Raw genomic sequence first — 18,000 nt, forward strand, 5'->3', positions numbered from 1 at the left:
GTCACTCTCCCGCGGCCAGGTCCACCCACGCGCCGCTCTGCGCAGACCGCGCCATCGCGTCGAGTACTGCGGCACTGCGCACGGCGTCGTCGAGGGCGGCCCCGTGCGGGGTGCCCTCGGCGACCGAGCGCAGGAAGCGGTACGCCTCGACGACCTTGAGGTCGTCGTAGCCCATGGCGTTCGCGGCGCCCGGCTGGAAAGCGCCGAACTCGCCGTCGCCCGGGCCGACATACACGGTGCTGACCGGCTGGTCCTGGTAGCCGGTGCCACGGCTGATGCCGAGCTCGCCCATGCGGCGGAAGTCCCAGAACACCGCGCCCTTGGTGCCGTGTACCTCGAAGCCGTAGTTGTTCTGCTCGCCGACCGAGACCCGGCAGGCCTCCAGGACACCGCGGGCGCCGGAGGCGAAGCGCAGCAGGCAGTTGACGTAGTCCTCGTTCTCGACCGGGCCGAGTTCCCCGGTGGCGAGGGTGTGCCCGGCGGTGGCGCCGGTCGGGCGGGCGCGTTCGGGCACGAAGATCGCGGTGTCGGCGGTCAGCGAGGCGATGTCGCCGAGCAGGAAGCGGGCCAGGTCGGCGCCGTGCGAGGCGAGGTCGCCGAGGACTCCGCTGCCGCCTCGCTCACGCTCGTATCGCCAGGTCAGGGCAGCCTGGGGGTGAGCGGCGTAGTCGCTGAAGAGGCGGATGCGGACATGTGTGACGGTGCCGATGTCGCCGGCGGCGATCAGGTCGCGGGCGGTCTCGACGGCGGGCGCGTTGCGGTAGTTGAAGCCGACCGCGCTCTGGACGCCGGCCTTGGCGGCCGCGTCCGCCACCGCGCGGGCGTCCTCGGCGGTCAGCCCCACCGGCTTCTCGATCCAGATGTGCTTGCCGGCCGCGGCCATCGCGACGCCGATCTCACGGTGCAGGAAGTTCGGCGCGGTGATGCTGACGGCCTGTACACGCGGGTCTGCGACCACCTCGCGCCAGTCACGGGTCGTCGAGGCGAACCCGAACCGCGCGGCGGCCTCCTCGGCCCGGCCGGGCACGTCCTCGGCGACGGCCACCAGCTCCGGACGCAGGGCAAGCGCCGGGTAATGGTGTGCGACACGGGCGTACGCCTGGGTGTGCACCCGTCCCATCCAGCCGAATCCGACGACGGCGACGCCGAGCGTGTCCACCATTGCAGCCCCTCTTTGGACCGGTCCATTTCGTGTCCAGCTCACCTTGGGTGCGGCCTGGCACCGGTGTCAACCCTTTCCCGACCCTTTCCCGACCCTTTCTCGTCCCTTTGACAACGTGTGGCCCCGCATGGAACGGTCCATGTCCATGAGAGCGCCGACGATCCGTGATGTGGCCGACCGGGCCGGCGTCTCCAAGTCCCTGGTCTCGCTGGTCCTGCGCGGCTCGGACCAGGTGCGCCCGGAGAAGCGCGAGGCCGTCCTGCGGGCCGTTCGCGAACTCGGCTACCGTCCGAACGCCGCCGCCCGCAGCCTCAGCGAGCAGCGCAGCCGCACGGTCGGCGTCCTCCTGAACGACCTGCGCAACCCCTGGTTCGTCGACATGCTCGACGGCCTGAACTCGCTCCTGCACGACAACGGCCTGCGCATGCTCCTGGCCGACGCCCGCCTCAACCGCCGTACCGGACAGGACCCGGCCGGCCCCTTCCTCGACCTCGGGGTCGACGGCCTGGTCGTGGTCGGCACGCTGCCCGACCCGGCCGCGCTCGGGACGGTCGCAGAGCGCCTTCCGGTGGTGGTGGCGGGGGCACGCGAGCCGCTGCTGCCCGGCGTGGACGTGGTCGCCAACGACGACGAGCGGGGCGCCCGCCTGGTCACCGAGCACCTCATCGGCCTCGGGCACCGGCGCATCGCGCACATCGCCGGGTACGGCGCGGTCGGTGAGCTGCGGCGGCGGAGCTTCGAGGCGACGATGCGGGAGCACGGCCTCGGGGACGAGACGGTCGTCGAGGCGAGCGACATGACCGAGGAGGGCGGTTACCGCACGACGGTCCGGCTGCTGAGCCGCGCGCAGCGACCGACGGCCGTGTTCGCCGTGAACGACATCGCCGCCATCGGCGCACTGTCGGCGGCCGAGGAGACAGGGCTGCGGGTGCCGCGCGACCTGTCCGTCGTCGGCTACGACAACACCAGCGTCGCCCGCCTGCGCCATGTGTGGCTCACGACCGTCGACAACGCCAGCCACGAGGTCGGCCGCAGCGCGGCCCGCCGTCTGCTCGACCGGTTCGAGGGCACCGGGGGAGCGGGCGAAGTCCGGCTCGCGGTACCGACGTTGGAGATCCGCGGCTCGACGGCACCCCCACGCGTGGGCTGACCGCTCACAGATTGATCGCGTACGCCTTGCGCAGCGTCTCGTGCACCGTCCACGTCGTACGGTCACCCTCGCGCAGTACGGCCATGTCGCCGGGGCCCACCGTCAGCGTCGGCCCGCCCTCCACCTCGATGGTGGCCGACCCGCTGATCACGACGAACAGCTCGTCGGCCTCGGTGTCGGTGACCACACCGGGAGTGATCTGCCAGACCCCGCGCACCTGGCGCCCGTCCTGCGACTCCCACACCACCTTCCCGGTCACCTCAGGCGTCCCGGACACGACCTGCTCGGGGGCGAGGGGCTCGGGTTCGAGCTCGGCGTCGGGGATGTGCAGTACGAAGCTGTGCGTCATGCGGTGACCCTAGCCGGGTGGGGAGGGGAGCGGCCTGGACAGAGTGTGCGGTCTCGGCGGGACCGGGCGGACACTCCGTCGCGCCTTCACGAAGGGCTGTGCGCGGCCAAGGACGTCGTCGCCGTCGTCGCCGTCGCCGCCGGCGGCGAGCAGCTGACCCGACTGACGGACATGGGCACGGCGATGGCCAGGGCCTGCCGGCCGACGGCGAGCCGCTCACCTACTCCGAGTTCAACTGCGGAATTCAGCTCGACTCCGGGAAGATCGCGGCCCGTTGGCTGACCAGTGCGCGGCTCGAAGCAGACGGCGGACCGGGGCAGTGAGCAGAAGCTCATAGGCGCGCACTGACCGGCGTACGCGCCGAGCGGGGGCGAGGAGGATGCCACTCGCCGCAGCACCTCCGATGAGTGGCGCCCGTCATATGTACGGACGAACCATATGTACAGATGAACCGAACTGGGTTATACGACGGTCTCGCGTATTGTTGCGTCATATGCCCGTAGTGATGCAGGGCGGCTCTCGTGATGTCGGGGGCAGGTGGGTTGACAGTTGATGGGGGATCAGAGACGTGACGGCATTTCTCGCACTGGTGGCTGTCGTCGCGTTCATGGCCACGGCGGGACTGCCGTGGTGGGTGGTCGCTGCGGTGACCCTACTGATGGTCGGGTTCGTCGCCGGGACGTCCTGGAACCCCGGGAGAGGCACCAGGAACACCGCGGCGTCCACCCCGCCGGTTCAGCCCATCTGGTCCTCTGCCGACAGGTGTTCGACCGTCCCCCCGGTCTCGTCGAACGTGCGGGTGACGTGCCCGGACGAGTACCCCCACAAGGTGCGTAGCGAGGCCTCGCCGGTGATGCGGAACAGGTGAGGCGGCGACCTGACCGGCCCCCCGGCGTTCAGGCGCCGCCCGTCGCCTCCCGTATCTGCCGGGCGATCAGGGCGTAGACCTCACGGGCCTTGCCGTCGTCCTGCCCGTCGTACCCGTGGTCGGCGCCGCGCACCTCATGGTGCTCGACCAGCGCCCCCGCGCCCCGGAGCCGCTCGGCGTACCGCTCGCCCTCGGCCCGCAGCAGGTCGTACTCGGCGGTGACCACCAGGGCGGGCGCGATCCCCTTCAGATCCGCGGTGTCCGAAGGGTGCGCCGGGGACACGAGCCGGTCGAGACGCTGCCGCGCGTCCGGGACGTACGACGTGTCGAAGACCTCGGCCATCCAGGGCCGCAGCATCGGCCTGGCTATGGCGGCCCGCTTGTCCCGGGCGTGGGTCGCCAGGTCGAGCGGCGGATAGTGCAACACCTGGAGCGCGATCGACGGCCCGCCCTCCTCAAGGGCCTGCCGTGCCACGGCCGCCGCCAGTCCACCCCCGGCGCTCTGCCCGCCCACGGTGAGCCGCCCGCCGTCCCAGCCCTCCTCGGCGCCGTGCTCCGCGACCCACCGGACGACGTCGTACGCCTGTCGGGGCGGCGCCGGGAACGGATGCTGCGGGGCGACGACGTAGTCCACGTTGATCACGACCGCGCCGGCCTCGGAGGCGAGGAACCGGCACAGCGGGTCGTCCGGCTCGGTCAGCGTCATGACGTAGCCGCCGCCGTGGAAGTTGACGTGCACCGGGGGAGCGGGCTCGTCGATCGCGGGCAGGTACACGGTGACCCGGGCCGGCGCGATCGAAGTCTGGATCGTCAACTCGCGTACCCTGCGCGGGAATTCGAGGAACCGTGCGTGCGAGGCGGCGGCGGAGCCCCGGCCGCCGGAACGCCGGTCCGCCATGACGGTCACACGTTGCATCGCCTTGGCGACGAAGGCGGCCACCGCGGGCCGGGCCAGGAGGGACATGTGGCTCCGATCGGTTCGCGGTCCGTCGGGTTCCCCGGCATCCCGCCGTGGGATCTGGTTGATGTCGGCAATCATAGGTGACAACAACTATGGGGCAAGGGGTCGCTGCGGTCGGGGACGGCTGTGTGTGCGGTAGGGTTGACCTGCGTGATCACGCGATTCGCCGTGTGATGCGCGCCGGGACGTGGCGCAGCTTGGTAGCGCACTTGACTGGGGGTCAAGGGGTCGCAGGTTCAAATCCTGTCGTCCCGACTGGAGACAGTCGCAGGTCAGGGCCGGTTTCGGAGGTATCCGAAACCGGCCCTTGACCATTCTTGGGGACCAGCTGGGGACCGGCGTCCTTGACCGAGGTCAGCGGGTCACGACGATCGGGCTCGGCAGCGAGCGCGGCGCGCGCAGCACGCTGAAGCGCGCGGAGAGGGCCGCTCCGGCGGCCGTGATCTTGTGTACGTCCGGGTGCAGGTAGCGCTGGGTGGCGTTCAGGGACCCGTGGCCGGCGATCCTGCGGAGGGCGTGCACTTGGACTCCGGCGTCGGCGAACCGGGTCAGTCCGGTGTGCCGGAGGTCATGGCGCCGCAGGTGCTCGTAGCCGAGCTTGGCGACCACGTCGTCCCAGTGCGTGGCGTCGCGCAGGACGGCGGTGGAGACGCGTCCGCCGCGAGGGGCCGGTGAACAGGCGGGCGTCCGGATTGGGGCCGGCGGTAAGAATGCGCTGGGCGATGAGGGGGCGGATCTCCTCGACGATGGGAACCCTTGCGGGCCCGCTTGCCCTTGGTGCCCTTGGTGCCCTTGTCGGTCAGCCCGCCCGGCGCGGGCGTGGTCTCACGCCGCACGGCCCAGATCCACTGGGTGGGTCCCTCGGACAGTGACAGGCGGCGCTTGCTGGTCGGATCCGTCCACCGGACGCGCGCCCGATACGGAGTGGGGCGATCAGGACGGTACGCGGCATCGGTGGAGAGCCGGACACTGCTGGGCCTGGGCGCCGCCTGCCGTGAAGCGGTCGACCGAATACGCTCCGCCGACCTCACCGACCTCACCGACCTCACCGACCTCCACACCCTGCACCTCCCCGAACGCCCCCCGGCCAGTGTCAGCCGGGTGTCCCCCGCACCCGGCTGACCGGCGGGCCCCACCCCGGTGAAGTCGGTCCTGGCGGCTGATTCGGGGCGAAGCGTCGTGAAGTGGCGGGCGCGGGTGACGTGGGCGCCGACGCGGGCGAGGCAGGTCGCCGTCCGGCGCTCCCGGCCGACGGGAACGCGTCGATGGGGTAGCTGTCCCCGGAGGCTCGGGCCCGGTTCGAGAGCGGCGTGGACAGCCGGGACCAGGTCTTCCGAGTTCGGGCTCTACTCGATCTGGAGGTCAGCGGTCCCGTTACGGGCCGCCACCAGATGAAACCGATGGCCGCCGAATCTGAGGTCCAGATTCTTGCTCACCTTCACGCTGACACCGTGCGAACCGAGCGTCACAGAGCTGTCGCCCACCTCTGTGACGCTCAGCTTGAGATTCTCAAGGCTGATGCTGCCTCTCTGCCTCGCTGCGCCGTCGCCCTCACGGGGGGCCTACTTCGCGTAGAGCAGGGTGCCGAAGCCGAGCTGGTCGTAACCGCCGCTGTTGGGGCCGTAGTCCCCGCCCCCGCCCTCGGGGCGGCCCTTCTCGGCAATCGCGGTGATGTACGGCACGGACATCCTGCGGCGGCGGGTGTAGTGGTAGTGCAGCATGTCCCACACCGGGCGCACCTGGCCGCGGCTTCCTGAGCTGATGGCGGTCTGATTCACGTTGTCGCAGTTGTTGTAGGTGGTGTAAGGGACGCTCTGGCCGAGGTTGTACTTGGCCACGTACTGGGCGGCCTTCATGAACCGGTTGTCGTCGGCGCCGTAGAGGTCGAGGCCCTGGTTCCAGGCCATCTCGCAGATGGCGCCCATCATGCCGATGCCCATGATGCTGTGGCCCTGGTCGCGGCCGGCCTCCTGCCACTGGGCCAGTCCTTCGGCGTCGTAGACGAAGGGGATCGCGTGCTTGAGCGCGCCGTTGCCCACGCCGTCGTGGAAGTAGTCCACCGCCTCGTCGAAGATGGCCCGGTCGTCGCAGAGGATCCCGATGGCCAGGATCGAGGCCATGTTGCACAGGTCCCAGTTGGCCCAGTAGTGGGTGTCGCAGGTGCCGTTGTGCCGGACCAGGAAGTCGGTGTTCAGCGGGTAGAAGACACGTTTCATCAGGTTCTGGAACCGCCGCAGGTCGAAGCCCTCGTAGCCGCGGATGAGTTCGCCGGCGTTGGCGAACTGGTACCCGTAGATGCCCGACGCGAGCCGTGAGTCGGAGTAGGTGGGGTCGAGGGACTCCAGCGTTCTGGACCATGCGTTGCAGATCTCGCGAGCGGTGTCGGCGTGGGCGGTTTCGCCGGTGATCTTCCAACGCAGCGCGTTCTGGTACGCCGCGTGGATATCGTTGTAGAGGATCCAGTAGTTTTGCCCTTCGCCGCCGCGGATGATCGTCTTCTGCGGGTTTGGGGCCCAGTCCGACGAGGAATGCGAGTTGGCCGTCAACCGCTTCCAGCCGGCCAGCCACGGGTCGTCGCCTGCGGCCACCCTGACGCGGGCACGATTGAGGTCACCCTCGTTGTGCTGCATGCCGGGATGCGTGAAGGCTTGCGGCGCGGAGGCCCCGGCCTCGGCCGTCGCGCCCGTCATGGCGGCCGCGCCGCCCACGGCCCCGGCCGCTGCCAGCCCTCCGGTCATGTGCAGGATTTTGCGGCGGCTCATGCGATGTGCGTTGGGGTGACCCATGTATGGCTCCTGTGATCGGCGGTCCTCTGTGACTTCGGTCAGGGGGCAACGGGGTGGGCGGCGAGGTCAGGACCGCCGAAGGACGGTCTGTTCATCGAGCGCGGTGAGGTTGTCGCCGGTCGGACGGGCCGCCGTCCGAGGCGTCCCTGACCGCTGTCTCGACCAGCGCGTCTGCGGGAGGGTCGGCTCGTCAAAGCGGTCACAGACGGACCGGAGTCATTTCCTCGGCCTCGCCCTTGACGACGACGAGAGCTCTTCGCCTGCTCGGGGCGGCGGCCACGGGTGATTCCTTCTCACAGGGTGGTCACCAACGAGCCGAACTGTGTTCGACAGATCGGGCGATTGCCCTGTCGTTAGATTCAGCCTCGAACTCAGTTGCAACCCTGTCAAGAGAGATGGACAGAATCCCATTTCTGCCCTGTACCACAAGACGTAGCGTGGCTTTCGTGTTGGCCTTCCAGCAATCGATATCTACGGCTCCAGGTGAGCCACTGGGCGAAGGTGGCCTGCGCGTCGGGCTCGTCCTCACCGACGACACCGGCTTACGCCTGACCGCAGGACAGTCCGCCTCGCCAGATCAGGTCCGCCCCTCGCGTGCGCCTGATCGATCCGCTCGTCGACCGACTGCCCGACCCGCACAGGCAGTCCCGCAGCGCACACGCCCACCTGGAACCATCGAGACCACCAGCGCCACCAACATCCGGGAAGACCGCATCAGGACCGTCCCGCATCAGGACCGTCCCGCATCAGGGCCGTCCCGGATCCGGACCCGTGTGCGAAGTCCGCAACGCGTGCGGTCCGCACTCGGCATCCAGGAACGGGCGGTTCGCCGACCCTCACCCGGCGGCGCCTGCGCGGGGTTCAGCGATCAACCCTGCCCGGCCCCGGACCGCACTCGATCTCCTCGCCGAGGTCTTGACCCGCCCCACCCCGCCCAGCACTCTTCATAGATACCGATTTCCATCCGGGTCGAAGCGCATCAGCGAAGAGGGGAACGCGATCCATGCACCAGTTGGTGAACGGCACACAGTTCTCCGACACCGACGGCAACCCGATACACACCCACGGCGGCGGGATCGTCGAAGTCGACGGATTCTTCTACTGGTTCGGGGAGGACCGTCATCCCGACAACACCTTCCGCGGTGTCGCCGCATACCGCTCCGTGGATCTCGTGAACTGGGAGTTCCGGGGGCACGTGCTCACGCAGGCGTCCCACCCCGAGCTGACCTCGGCCAACATCGAGCGACCCAAGGTGCTCCACAACCCTGTCACCGGCACGTTTGTGATGTGGATGCACAAGGAGGCCGCCGGCCACTACCAGGAGGCCCGCGCAGCGATCGCCGTGTGCGACTCTCCGGACGGGGCCTACACCTACCAGGGCAGTCTGCGCCCGCTCGGCCACATGTCCCGCGACCTCACCCTGTTCCGCGACGACGACGGCACCGGCTATCTCCTGTCCGCCGCCAATGAGAACGAGGACCTCCATGTCTACCGGCTGAGCCCCGACTACCTGTCGGCCGAGGAGCTGGTCGCGAAGCTGTGGGTGGGCAGGTCCCGGGAAGCCCCGGCCGTGTTCAAGCGGGACGACGTCTACTTCCTGCTCACGTCGGGCTGCACCGGCTGGGCGCCCAACCAGCAGCAGTACGCCACCGCCGATGCCCTCACCGGCCCCTGGAGCGAACTTCGTGACGCGGGCGACGCGACCACGTACGACTCGCAGACCGCATACGCCCTGGCCGTGCACGGCACCGACGGCTCCTCGTACCTCTACCTCGGCGACCGGTGGGCGGCCAACTGGGGCGCCCCGGTCAACGACTCCCGTCATGTGTGGCTGCCGCTGTCCTTCCCGGACCGGCGCTCGCTCGTCATGGACTGGTGCGACCGGCTCGCGGTGGACGCCAAGGCGGGCACGGTCGTTGCCCTCGGACAGCAGTCGTCCCGGGGAGTGGGCGCGGCTCACCACCCCGCCGTCCAGCCGTCGATGAGAGCGACGAGGTCCGCGGGCCGTTCCTCATGGAGGTAGTGGCCGCAGTCGGGCCACACCACCGTGCGCGATCCGGTCGGCGAGTCCGCGGTGCGCTCCCAGGCGGCCGCGGGCTCGTTCGAGTAGACGGCGAGGACGGGGTGCGGGCGCCGGGCCAGGTAACGACGGGCGGCGGGCCTGGGCCCGAAAGCGTCCGGCGAGAGATAGAGCGCCTCGCGGCACCGGGCGAGCACTTCCGCGTCGCTCCCGGCGATGACCTCGGCGTGCCGTGTGCGGGCAGCCGGTGGCATGGCCGGACCGAACGAACCCTCGATGAAGCAGGCCGCCCAGGCGGTCCCCGCCGCCCTCAGCGCCTGCTGCTCGGTGGACAGTCGCCGTAGTTCGGCGGCGGTGGCGCCGTATGCCGGATCGAGGACCACCAAGGCGCGGACCAGGTGGGGGTGCTCGACCGCGAGGGCGGTGACCACTTGGCCGCCCATCGAATGGCCCACCGCGACGACGGGGCCTGTGTCGCGTCGGACCAGGAAGTCGGCGAGACCGGTTGCCATGGCGCGTGGCGACAGGTCCGGGCCCGCCGGTGCGCGGCCGTGGCCCGGCAGATCCGGAGCGAGGACCGTGCGTCCCGCCCACAGACGCCGGTGCGGTTCCCATTCGCCGCCGTCACCGCCCCAGCCGTGAACCAGGAGGAGGGCAGGGCACTCAATGCTCTCGGTGATGCTCATCAGCTCCTCGGCCTTCATGCCATCACCCGGGGCAATGACCATTGACCTGAACAGAAATCGGTTTCTAAAGTGGGTCCGTCTCATCACGGCGTCAAGCGACCTGCCTCTGCCGAAGGGAACAGCCGCATGCCCGCGGGCCTGATCCACAACCCCGTACTCCCCGGCTTCCACCCGGACCCGAGCATCGTCCGTGTCGCGGACACCTACTACGTGGCCACGTCGACGTTCGAGTGGCTGCCGGGCGTCCCCGTCCACCGCTCCGCCGACCTCGCGCACTGGGAGCCCGCAGGCCACATCCTCGACCGGCCAGACCTCGTGGACCTGCGGGGAGTCGCGGATTCGGCGGGCGTGTGGGCAGCGTCGCTCTCGTACCACGACGGCCTGTTCTGGCTTGCGTACAGCATCGTGCGCACCACCGGGCACCCGTTCAAGGACGTCGACAACTACCTGATCACCGCGCCCTCGGTCGAAGGCCCGTGGACGGCACCGGTCTTCCTCAACTCGTCGGGCTTCGACCCCTCGCTCTTCCACGACGAGGACGGCAGGACCTGGCTGCTCAACATCCAGTGGGACGCGCGCGACGGGCGTCCGTCATTCGCGGGCATCGTGCTCCAGGAGTACGACCGCGAGCAGCGACGGCTCACCGGGCGGCCTCGAACGATCCTCACGCACGAGGAGCTCGTCGAGGGCCCCAACGTCTACCGGCGCGAGGGCTGGTACTACCTGATGCTCGCGCACGGGGGGACCGGCTGGAACCACGGCATCCTCATGGCCCGTTCCCGCTCGCTCGACGGACCGTACGAACTCGATCCGCACGGGAACCTGATGACGACCCGTCACACCTGGCAGGCGCCGCTGCTCAAGGCCGGGCACGGAGAGCTCGTCGAGACACCCGAGGGGGAGTGGTACATCGCCCACCTCGCCTCACGACCCGTGGACACCGAGGACGGGCCGCGCTCGATCCTCGGCCGGGAGACCTGCATCGAGAAGATCGTGTGGACGGACGACGGCTGGCCGAGGCTGGAGCACGGCGGTACCGAACCCCGGGTCACCGTCCCCGGCCCGCTCCCGGCCACCGCCGCCCCGGCCGTCGCCCCGGCGGCCGGGGGAGCCGAGCGGGACGACTTCGACGCGACCACGCTGGACGGCTCCTGGTGCACCCTCCGGGTGCCGGCCGACCCGTCCTGGCTCAGCCTCACCGACCGACCCGGGCAGCTGCGCCTCAGTGGCCGCCAAAGCCTGCACTCCCGCTTCGAGCAGAGCCTGGTCGCCCGGCGGCTGAACTCGGTGCGGTGCGAGGCACGTACCGTCGTGGACTTCCGTCCCGATCACTTCACCCAGGCTGCCGGGCTCATCTGCTGGTACGACACCAGCACCTACTTCTACCTGCGCGTCACCCACGAGGCGGCACGCGGACGGATCCTCGGCCTCGTCGAGAACGACGCCGGCGCCTACCGCGAGCACCCGGCCACCGACGTCGACGTCGACGGCTGGCCGGCGATCCACCTCCGCGCCCGCTTCGACGCGGCAGACCTGCGCCTGTCGGCCTCGCCCGACGGCCTGTGCTGGCAGGACATCGGGCCCGTCCTGGACGCGAGCAGGCTCTCCGACGACTACGGGGACGCGCTCCGCTTCACCGGCGCGTTCGTCGGACTGTGCGCCCAGGACCTCAACGGGACACGCAGGCCCGCGTACTTCGATCACTTCGAGCTCAAGGACCGGTGACGGACGGGCACGCTCCGATCGTCTTCCGGCAGCCCACCGGGGGCGGGTTCGGCCCCTCGTCTTTCTCGCACCCATAGAGACCGATTTCTCCTTCTCCCTACCCGTCACCCACCGGAGGCCCGAAGTGTCAGACCGTCCGAAGGCGTTGTTCGCCATGAGCGCCGACACCCTGGCCGCCGTGTACCCGCCCGACCTTCTCGACCGCCTGGGGCGCTCGGTGGACGTCGACCCGGCGCTGCTCGTCCGCGACTTCACCGACGCACGTGTCCACGCCGCCCTCGCGGAGACCGAGATCCTCCTCACGGGCTGGGGCAGCCCGGTCGTCGACGCCCAGGTCCTCGATGCCGCACCCCGGCTCAGGGCCGTGCTGCACGCCGCCGGATCCGTGAAGGGGATCATCGCCCCGGGTGTGTGGGACCGCGGCCTGGCCGTCTCCTCGGCCGCCGGCGCCAACGCCCTGCCCGTGGCGGAGTACACCCTCGGCATGATCCTGCTGGCGGGCAAGGACGTGATCGCGGCGAGCGAGCGCTACCGTACCGGCCGCGGCTTCACGATCGCCGAGATCCAGCCGGACATCGGCAACTTCGGACGCAGGATCGGCATCGTCGGAGCCTCCCGCATCGGGCGGCGCGTCATAGAGCTCCTGCGGCCGTTCGACTTCGACGTCCTGCTCGCCGACCCCTACGTCGACCAGGCGGAGGCAGCGGCGCTCGGCGTCCGGCTCCTGTCCCTCGAGGCGCTGCTGCGGGCGTCCGACGTCGTCACCCTGCACGCCCCGGCGATTCCCGAGACGGACGGCCTCATCGGACGGGCCGAGCTCGCCGCGATGCGGGACGGAACGGTGCTGATCAACACAGCGCGCGGCAGCCTCGTCGATCACGACGCGCTCGTCGCGGAGCTGCGGACGGGCCGGCTGACGGCGGTCCTCGACGTCACCGATCCCGAACCGCTGCCCAGGGACTCGCCGCTGTTCGACCTGCCCGGCGTCTTCCTGACGCCCCATCTCGCCGGCTCGCACGGCAATGAGGTACGGCGTCTGGGCCTGTGCGCCATCGCCGAGCTGGAGCGGCTGCTCGCGGGGGCCCCGCTGTTGCACCGTATCGACCCCTCCGTCCTCGAACGTGCGGCGTGAGCCGGCCCTTCCCGCACACCGCCGTCCCACCCGCCGCAGGATCTCCCGATGACCGAGAACCGGGGCCACGAAGCCCCGCCCCTCCGCTTCGTCTCCCCCCCCCGAAGGCCCGCCTCGGCACTGCTGGGCCGCGTACATCCCAGCGGACGGGTTCGACCAGCTGGACGGCTGCCGGCTCGGCCTGGTGTCCGCAGCGCTCGACGTCTACAAGCCCTGCCGGCGCGGCCTTTCCCCGCGCGGTGCCGTTCTGGCCGCTCGGCCTGCCCGGCCGGCGCGACGACTGGCTCGCGCTCGCCCTGGACACGGGCGAGGCAACGCTTGTGGCCGGCCGGCGGCGCGGTGGTGCCGAGGAGCGGGTGATCCGGATGTCTGGTGGGCGGGCGCGGGGTGCCCGCTGTCTGAACGCGTCCGTACCCGTCCGTCTCGACACGGTGCCCGAGGGGCTGCGGGTGGGGTTCACCCACCCTGTCTCGGCGGCGGTTGTCCGGATCCCCAGCCCGTCGGCTCGACTATCGTGAGCGTCACCGCAGGCACAGGGGTGGTACAGGTCGAGGGGACAGAGTCACAGTGAGCAGCAGCACGGGGGGCCGGCCCTCAGCGGACGCCTCGACCGTCCGGGATGTCGCCCGGCTGGCCGGCGTCTCGCCGGCGACCGTCTCACGGGTCATCGGCGGCACATATCCGGTGGCGAAGGCAACCCGGGCCAAGGTCCTCAAGGCCATGCGAGAGCTGGACTACGTCGTCAACGCCCACGCTCGGGTACTCGGCGGGGCCACCAACAAGACGGTGGCCTTCGTCGTCAACGACGTGACCGGCGCGTTCTATGCGCACATCGCACGCGGTGTGGAGGAGCAGGCGTCCGCCGAGGGCAGGCTCTGCATGCTCTGCACGACGCACGGAGACCCGCAGCGGGTGATCGCCATCGTGGAGACCATGCGGGAGCAGCGGGCCGACGCCGTGATCGTGGTGGGCGGAGCTCTGGACGACCAGGCCTACCAGGACCGGATGACGCATTTCGCCAACGCGCTGGACCGTGCGGGTTCCCGGCTCGTCCTGGTGGGCAGGCCACCCCTGGGACACGGGGTGCCGGCGACCGTCGTGGAATACGACAACGAGGGCGGTGCCTTCGCCATGACGATGCACCTGCTCACCTCGGGGCACCGGCGCGTGGCGTACCTGGGCGCCGTGCCGCGGCTGTCCACCAGTACGGAGCGGCTGGCCGGCTACCGGCGCGCGCACGAGACGCTCGGGGTGGAACCCGATCCGGATCTGATCGTGCCGGGGGAGTTCACGCGGTCGTTCGGCTATCGAGCGGCGCAGGAGCTCCTCGCCTCGAAGAAGGAGTTCTCGGCCGTCTTCGCGGGGACCGACATGGTCGCCGCGGGGGTGATCCACGCATTCCGCGAGGCGGGAGTGCGCGTCCCGGAGGACGTGTCGGTCGCCGGCTACGACGACATCCCCTTCGCCATGGACCTCTATCCCGCACTGACGACGGTCGCCGTCCCGCTCGAGGAGATGGGGCGTGACGCCGTGCGGCTCGCCCTGCACCGCGAAGAGCTGGCCGGGCGCCAGCACAAGGTCTTCGGTACCCACGTGGTCATTCGAGACTCCGTCCGTGCCCCGGGCGCAGCCCGTACTTGATCGCTGAAGGCCGTCCCGACGCAGGGGGGAAGCGGCCCTGTATCGGTCTCGCTCGCCCCATCGTCGTGGGAGTGGAGACCGATTTCTCTTTCCCGCCGTCCGAGATCTCGACCAAAGGTCACAGGATCCGACGTGACCAAACTTTTTCCTGACAGAAACCTTGCCCAGCCCGGCACGGGACCCTAGCTTCCGTAGAGACCGATTTCTATCACGAGGTCGAGCGTCCGTCCCCGTGTGCGAACGGTCCACTCTCCCTTGCCCGCTCTCTGCTGAGGAGCCCGCATGCGCACGCAACGACGCAGAATGGCCGCCGTGGCCTCCACCGTCACTCTGTCCGTCATCCTCGCGGGCTGCGGCTCAGGCGACGAGGGCACGAAAAAGGCCAAGGGGCCCGTCACCGTCGAGTGGTGGAGCTGGGATGAGACCAAGATGCTCCAGCCGGTCGCCGACAAGTTCAATTCCACCCGCGACGACATCAGGATCAAGCTGGTCAAGCAGGCCGACAACGTCGGCACCGCGCAGAACGTGCGCAACGTGGTCGCATCCGGCAAGGACGTTCCCTGTCTGGTGAAGAACTTCGGCGAGGTGCCCGGCCTGGCGGGGGAGGGCCTGCTCACCGACATCAGCAAGGAACTGGAGCCCCACCTCAAGGAGTTCAACGAGGTCGCCCCGCCGTCGGTCCGGGCCGGCGGCGCGTACTACGCCATTCCGACCGGCTTCAACCCGTCCTTCTTCATGATCAACCGCAAGGTGTACGACCAGTACGACGTCGCCGTCCCGAAGACCTGGGACGACGTCATCGCGGCCGGAAAGAAGCTGAGGAAGCACGGCGTCTACGTCATGAACCTGGCCGGGGAGGACCCGTCCACCCTGGTCAACCTCGTCCAACAGGCCGGCGGCAGCTGGTACAAGGAGGAGGGCGACACCTGGAAGGTCGACTTCCTTTCACCCGAGTCACTCAAGGCCGCCGACGTCGTTCAGCAGCTGGTCGACAACGACCTCGTCGCCAACCAGACGTACCAGGACCGTCCCGCACTGATCGCCTACTTCGACTCGGGCAAGATGGTCTCGCTGCCCACCCAGACATGGCAGCTGCGCAACTACGAGATCAACAACAAGAAGTCCCTCGGTGACTGGCAGCCCGTCGACCTCCCGCAGTTCGCCGGGGCTCCGTTCACCACGCCCGCCCACCTCGCCAACACCGGCATGCTCGTCCCCAAGGGCTGTGCCCACGTCAAGGAGGCCGTCGAGGCCGGCGTGTGGATGCAGACCGCCAAGGAAGCGATCGACGCGACCTACCAGGAGGACACCAAGCAGTACCAGTGGCCGGGCGCCGTGAAGGACGTCACCCCCTGGGTGGACTCGGTCGTGCCCGAGAAGCTCTTCGGCCCGCACAAGTCCGAGGCACGCGGCGTCATCCTCAAGGCATTCGAGCACGCCAAGGACTCCTGGACCGTCGGCCCCAACTACACCGGCGTCTTCGCCGAGCTCCAGGACCAGTGGGCCAGGATCGTGACCAAGAAGATCACGGTCAAGGCCGCACTCCAGCACATGCAGGAGTTCACGGTCCGGGATCTGAAGTCGAAGAACATCAACGTAGAGGGCTGATCGATGAGCGCCTCCACCCGACTGCCGGCCGGGGCCCCGCGCCTTGGCTGGCGGCGCATGATGGCCCTCAAGGGAGCCTCCTTCACCGTCCCGTTCTTCCTCGGATTCGCCCTGTTCACCGTCGTACCCATGGTCCTGGCGCTCAAGGAGAGCCTTTACGCGGAGAAGGGCTCGGGGCTCGGATTCGGGGCCAGGACCGTCGAGTTCGTCGGTGCCGACAACTTCCTCGAAGGGTTCGGCGACGGCCGCTTCTGGTCCTCGATGCTGCGCGTCGGCCTCTTCGCCGTGATCAGCATCCCGCTCATCCAGCTCGTCAGCGTCGGACTCGCCCTCCTCCTGGATGCCGCCTCGCAGAAGGTCGCCGACCGCTTCAGACTCCCGCTCCTCGTGCCGTACATGATCCCCGGGATCGTCGCCACGCTGATCTGGATCTACCTCTACAGCCCGGACGTCGGCCCGCTCACCGCGTCTCTCGCCCTCGTCGGCATCGATGCCAACTTCTACGGTCACAGCCTGCTCTGGGTCTCGATCGGCAACCTGATGGCATGGAGCGGCATCGGCTTCAACATGCTGATCGTGTACGCCGCGCTGCGCTCGGTCGACCCCGACATCTACCAGGCGGCCCGCATCGACGGCGCTTCCGAGTGGCGCATCGCCTGGTCGGTCAAGGTGCCGTTGGTACGCCGCTCACTCGTGTTGACCACGGTGCTCTCCATCATCGGCACGCTCCAGATCTTCAGCGACACGATGCTGTTCAAGTCGATGACGCCGGAGACGATCACGCGCGACTTCACACCGATCATGGCGATCTACGACTGGGCCTTCCAGCAGGGCAACTTCAACTACGCGGCCGCCCTGTCGATCATCCTCGCCCTGGTCGTCGGCACCGCCTCGGCCCTCTTCTACCGGTTCACGAACAAGGCGCCCACATCATGACCGCAACCCTCGACCGGTCCACCACGGCAAACTCGCCCGCCCCGGCCAAGCAGCCGCGCGTCACGCCACGTACGGATCCCGGCCGGGTACGGCACAGCCGACGGACGAAGGCTCTGGTCATCGGCGGCCTGGTCTTCTTCACCGTCTACTCGCTGGCCCCGATCTGGTGGCTCATCGTCTCCGCCACCAAGAGCCAGAGCGACCTGTACACCACCAACGGCCTCTGGTTCGCGGACATGCACCTGGGGGACAACCTCAAGGCTCTCTTCACCTACCAGGACGGCATCTTCCTCAAGTGGATGTGGAACACCGTCTTCTACGGGGTGGTCTCCACCCTCGGCATGACCCTGATCTGCGTCGCCTGCGGCTACGGCCTCGCCATGTACCGGTTCCGGGGCCAGGGCATCCTCATGGGCTGCATCATCGGCTCGTTCCTCGTCCCGCACGCCCTGCTCACCATCCCCTCCTTCCTCCTCTACACCGACCTCCAGATGATCGACACACCCTGGGCGATCATCGTGCCGGGCTTCTTCAACGCCTTCTCGGTCTACCTGGCGAAGGTGTACGCCGAAGGAGCGATCCCGCCCGAACTCCTGGAGGCCGCCCGCATCGACGGCGCCGGCGAATACCGGATCTTCTTCCAGATCGGCGCCCGGCTGATGTCCACCGGCGCGGCGACCGTCTTCCTCCTCGGGTTCGTCGCCTCCTGGAACTCCTTCTTCGGCCCGCTCGTGTTCCTGCGTTCGTCGGAGAAGTGGACGGTGATGGTCGGTCTCTACTCGTGGCTCAAGATCAAGGTCGACTCCTCCGCCGACCTCACCGGCATGGTCGTGGTCGGTTCGATGATCTCGCTCATCCCGATGGTGCTCCTGATGGTCTCCATGCAGCGCTACTGGCGCACGGGCGTGACCCTCGGAAGCCTCAAGTAGCGCCACGCTCCTGCTCCGGCGTCCACCCCACCACCCTCACCCACCTC

14 protein-coding genes, 1 tRNA gene and 2 pseudogenes are annotated in these 18,000 nt (G+C 69.2%); 11 read left to right on the forward strand and 6 right to left on the reverse strand.

Annotated features, from left to right (window positions below; translation table 11 throughout):
• Position 1 precedes the first annotated feature (1 nt).
• The gene (locus tag KUM44_RS13330; RefSeq protein ID WP_217208039.1) at positions 2-1,162 is read right to left on the reverse strand and encodes a Gfo/Idh/MocA family protein; all 1,161 of its coding nucleotides are present in this window, start codon (positions 1,160-1,162) and stop codon (positions 2-4) included.
• Between the two features lie 145 nt (positions 1,163-1,307).
• Here KUM44_RS13330 and KUM44_RS13335 point away from each other — a divergent pair, with 145 nt between their 5' ends.
• Positions 1,308-2,312 (forward strand): LacI family DNA-binding transcriptional regulator, encoded by a 1,005-nt coding sequence (locus KUM44_RS13335; protein WP_217208148.1) that lies wholly within the window; start codon positions 1,308-1,310, stop codon positions 2,310-2,312.
• A 4-nt stretch (positions 2,313-2,316) separates the two neighbouring features.
• On the opposite strand, the gene KUM44_RS13340 is transcribed toward KUM44_RS13335, so the two are convergent.
• Both KUM44_RS13340 and KUM44_RS13345 read right to left on the reverse strand, forming a co-directional pair.
• A complete protein-coding gene (locus KUM44_RS13340; protein WP_217208040.1) occupies positions 2,317-2,661 on the reverse strand; it encodes a cupin domain-containing protein in 345 nt (114 codons plus the stop codon).
• Between the two features lie 896 nt (positions 2,662-3,557).
• Positions 3,558-4,493: an alpha/beta hydrolase gene (locus KUM44_RS13345; RefSeq protein ID WP_217208041.1), complete on the reverse strand. Its 936-nt coding sequence runs from the start codon at positions 4,491-4,493 to the stop codon at positions 3,558-3,560.
• Positions 4,494-4,671: 178 nt separating this feature from the next.
• Here KUM44_RS13345 and KUM44_RS13350 point away from each other — a divergent pair.
• Positions 4,672-4,745 (forward strand) — tRNA-Pro (locus tag KUM44_RS13350).
• 99 nt (positions 4,746-4,844) lie between these two features.
• Here the strand turns inward: KUM44_RS13350 and KUM44_RS13355 are convergent.
• Positions 4,845-5,344: pseudogene (locus KUM44_RS13355) on the reverse strand (tyrosine-type recombinase/integrase); the annotation flags it as partial.
• 100 nt (positions 5,345-5,444) lie between these two features.
• Between KUM44_RS13355 and KUM44_RS13360 the strand changes: the two are divergent.
• Positions 5,445-5,612 carry a hypothetical protein gene (locus KUM44_RS13360; protein WP_217208161.1) on the forward strand — a complete coding sequence of 56 codons (168 nt, stop codon included), beginning with the start codon at positions 5,445-5,447 and terminating at the stop codon, positions 5,610-5,612.
• Positions 5,613-6,052: 440 nt separating this feature from the next.
• On the opposite strand, the gene KUM44_RS13365 is transcribed toward KUM44_RS13360, so the two are convergent.
• A complete protein-coding gene (locus tag KUM44_RS13365) occupies positions 6,053-7,252 on the reverse strand; it encodes an alginate lyase family protein (RefSeq protein ID WP_254389420.1) in 1,200 nt (399 codons plus the stop codon).
• Between the two features lie 970 nt (positions 7,253-8,222).
• Here KUM44_RS13365 and KUM44_RS13370 point away from each other — a divergent pair.
• Positions 8,223-9,191: pseudogene (locus KUM44_RS13370) on the forward strand (family 43 glycosylhydrolase); the annotation flags it as partial.
• Positions 9,192-9,232: 41 nt separating this feature from the next.
• On the opposite strand, the gene KUM44_RS13375 reads toward KUM44_RS13370, so the two are convergent.
• Positions 9,233-10,000, reverse strand: coding sequence for an alpha/beta fold hydrolase (locus tag KUM44_RS13375; protein ID WP_217208044.1), 768 nt, complete (start codon positions 9,998-10,000; stop codon positions 9,233-9,235).
• Positions 10,001-10,108: 108 nt separating this feature from the next.
• Here KUM44_RS13375 and KUM44_RS13380 point away from each other — a divergent pair, with 108 nt between their 5' ends.
• The 7 genes from KUM44_RS13380 to KUM44_RS13410 all read left to right on the forward strand — a co-directional run bounded on the left by KUM44_RS13380 (position 10,109) and on the right by KUM44_RS13410 (position 17,953).
• Positions 10,109-11,707 carry a glycoside hydrolase family 43 protein gene (locus tag KUM44_RS13380; protein ID WP_217208045.1) on the forward strand — a complete coding sequence of 533 codons (1,599 nt, stop codon included), beginning with the start codon at positions 10,109-10,111 and terminating at the stop codon, positions 11,705-11,707.
• A gap of 124 nt (positions 11,708-11,831) precedes the next feature.
• Positions 11,832-12,839, forward strand: coding sequence for a hydroxyacid dehydrogenase (locus tag KUM44_RS13385; protein ID WP_217208046.1), 1,008 nt, complete (start codon positions 11,832-11,834; stop codon positions 12,837-12,839).
• A gap of 239 nt (positions 12,840-13,078) precedes the next feature.
• Positions 13,079-13,357: a hypothetical protein gene (locus tag KUM44_RS13390; RefSeq protein ID WP_217208047.1), complete on the forward strand. Its 279-nt coding sequence runs from the start codon at positions 13,079-13,081 to the stop codon at positions 13,355-13,357.
• Positions 13,358-13,406: 49 nt separating this feature from the next.
• On the forward strand, positions 13,407-14,480 hold the full coding sequence (locus KUM44_RS13395; protein ID WP_217208048.1) for a LacI family DNA-binding transcriptional regulator: 1,074 nt from the start codon (positions 13,407-13,409) through the stop codon (positions 14,478-14,480).
• Between the two features lie 282 nt (positions 14,481-14,762).
• A complete protein-coding gene (locus KUM44_RS13400) occupies positions 14,763-16,088 on the forward strand; it encodes an ABC transporter substrate-binding protein (RefSeq protein ID WP_217208049.1) in 1,326 nt (441 codons plus the stop codon).
• Between the two features lie 3 nt (positions 16,089-16,091).
• A complete protein-coding gene (locus tag KUM44_RS13405; protein WP_308402597.1) occupies positions 16,092-17,024 on the forward strand; it encodes a sugar ABC transporter permease in 933 nt (310 codons plus the stop codon).
• The gene (locus tag KUM44_RS13410) at positions 17,021-17,953 is read left to right on the forward strand and encodes a carbohydrate ABC transporter permease (RefSeq protein WP_217208050.1); all 933 of its coding nucleotides are present in this window, start codon (positions 17,021-17,023) and stop codon (positions 17,951-17,953) included. Before KUM44_RS13405 ends, KUM44_RS13410 begins: the two co-directional genes overlap by 4 nt.
• Positions 17,954-18,000 lie beyond the last annotated feature (47 nt).

The organism is Streptomyces sp. AC550_RSS872, assembly GCF_019049285.1.
In the GTDB taxonomy this organism is placed as follows: domain Bacteria; phylum Actinomycetota; class Actinomycetes; order Streptomycetales; family Streptomycetaceae; genus Streptomyces.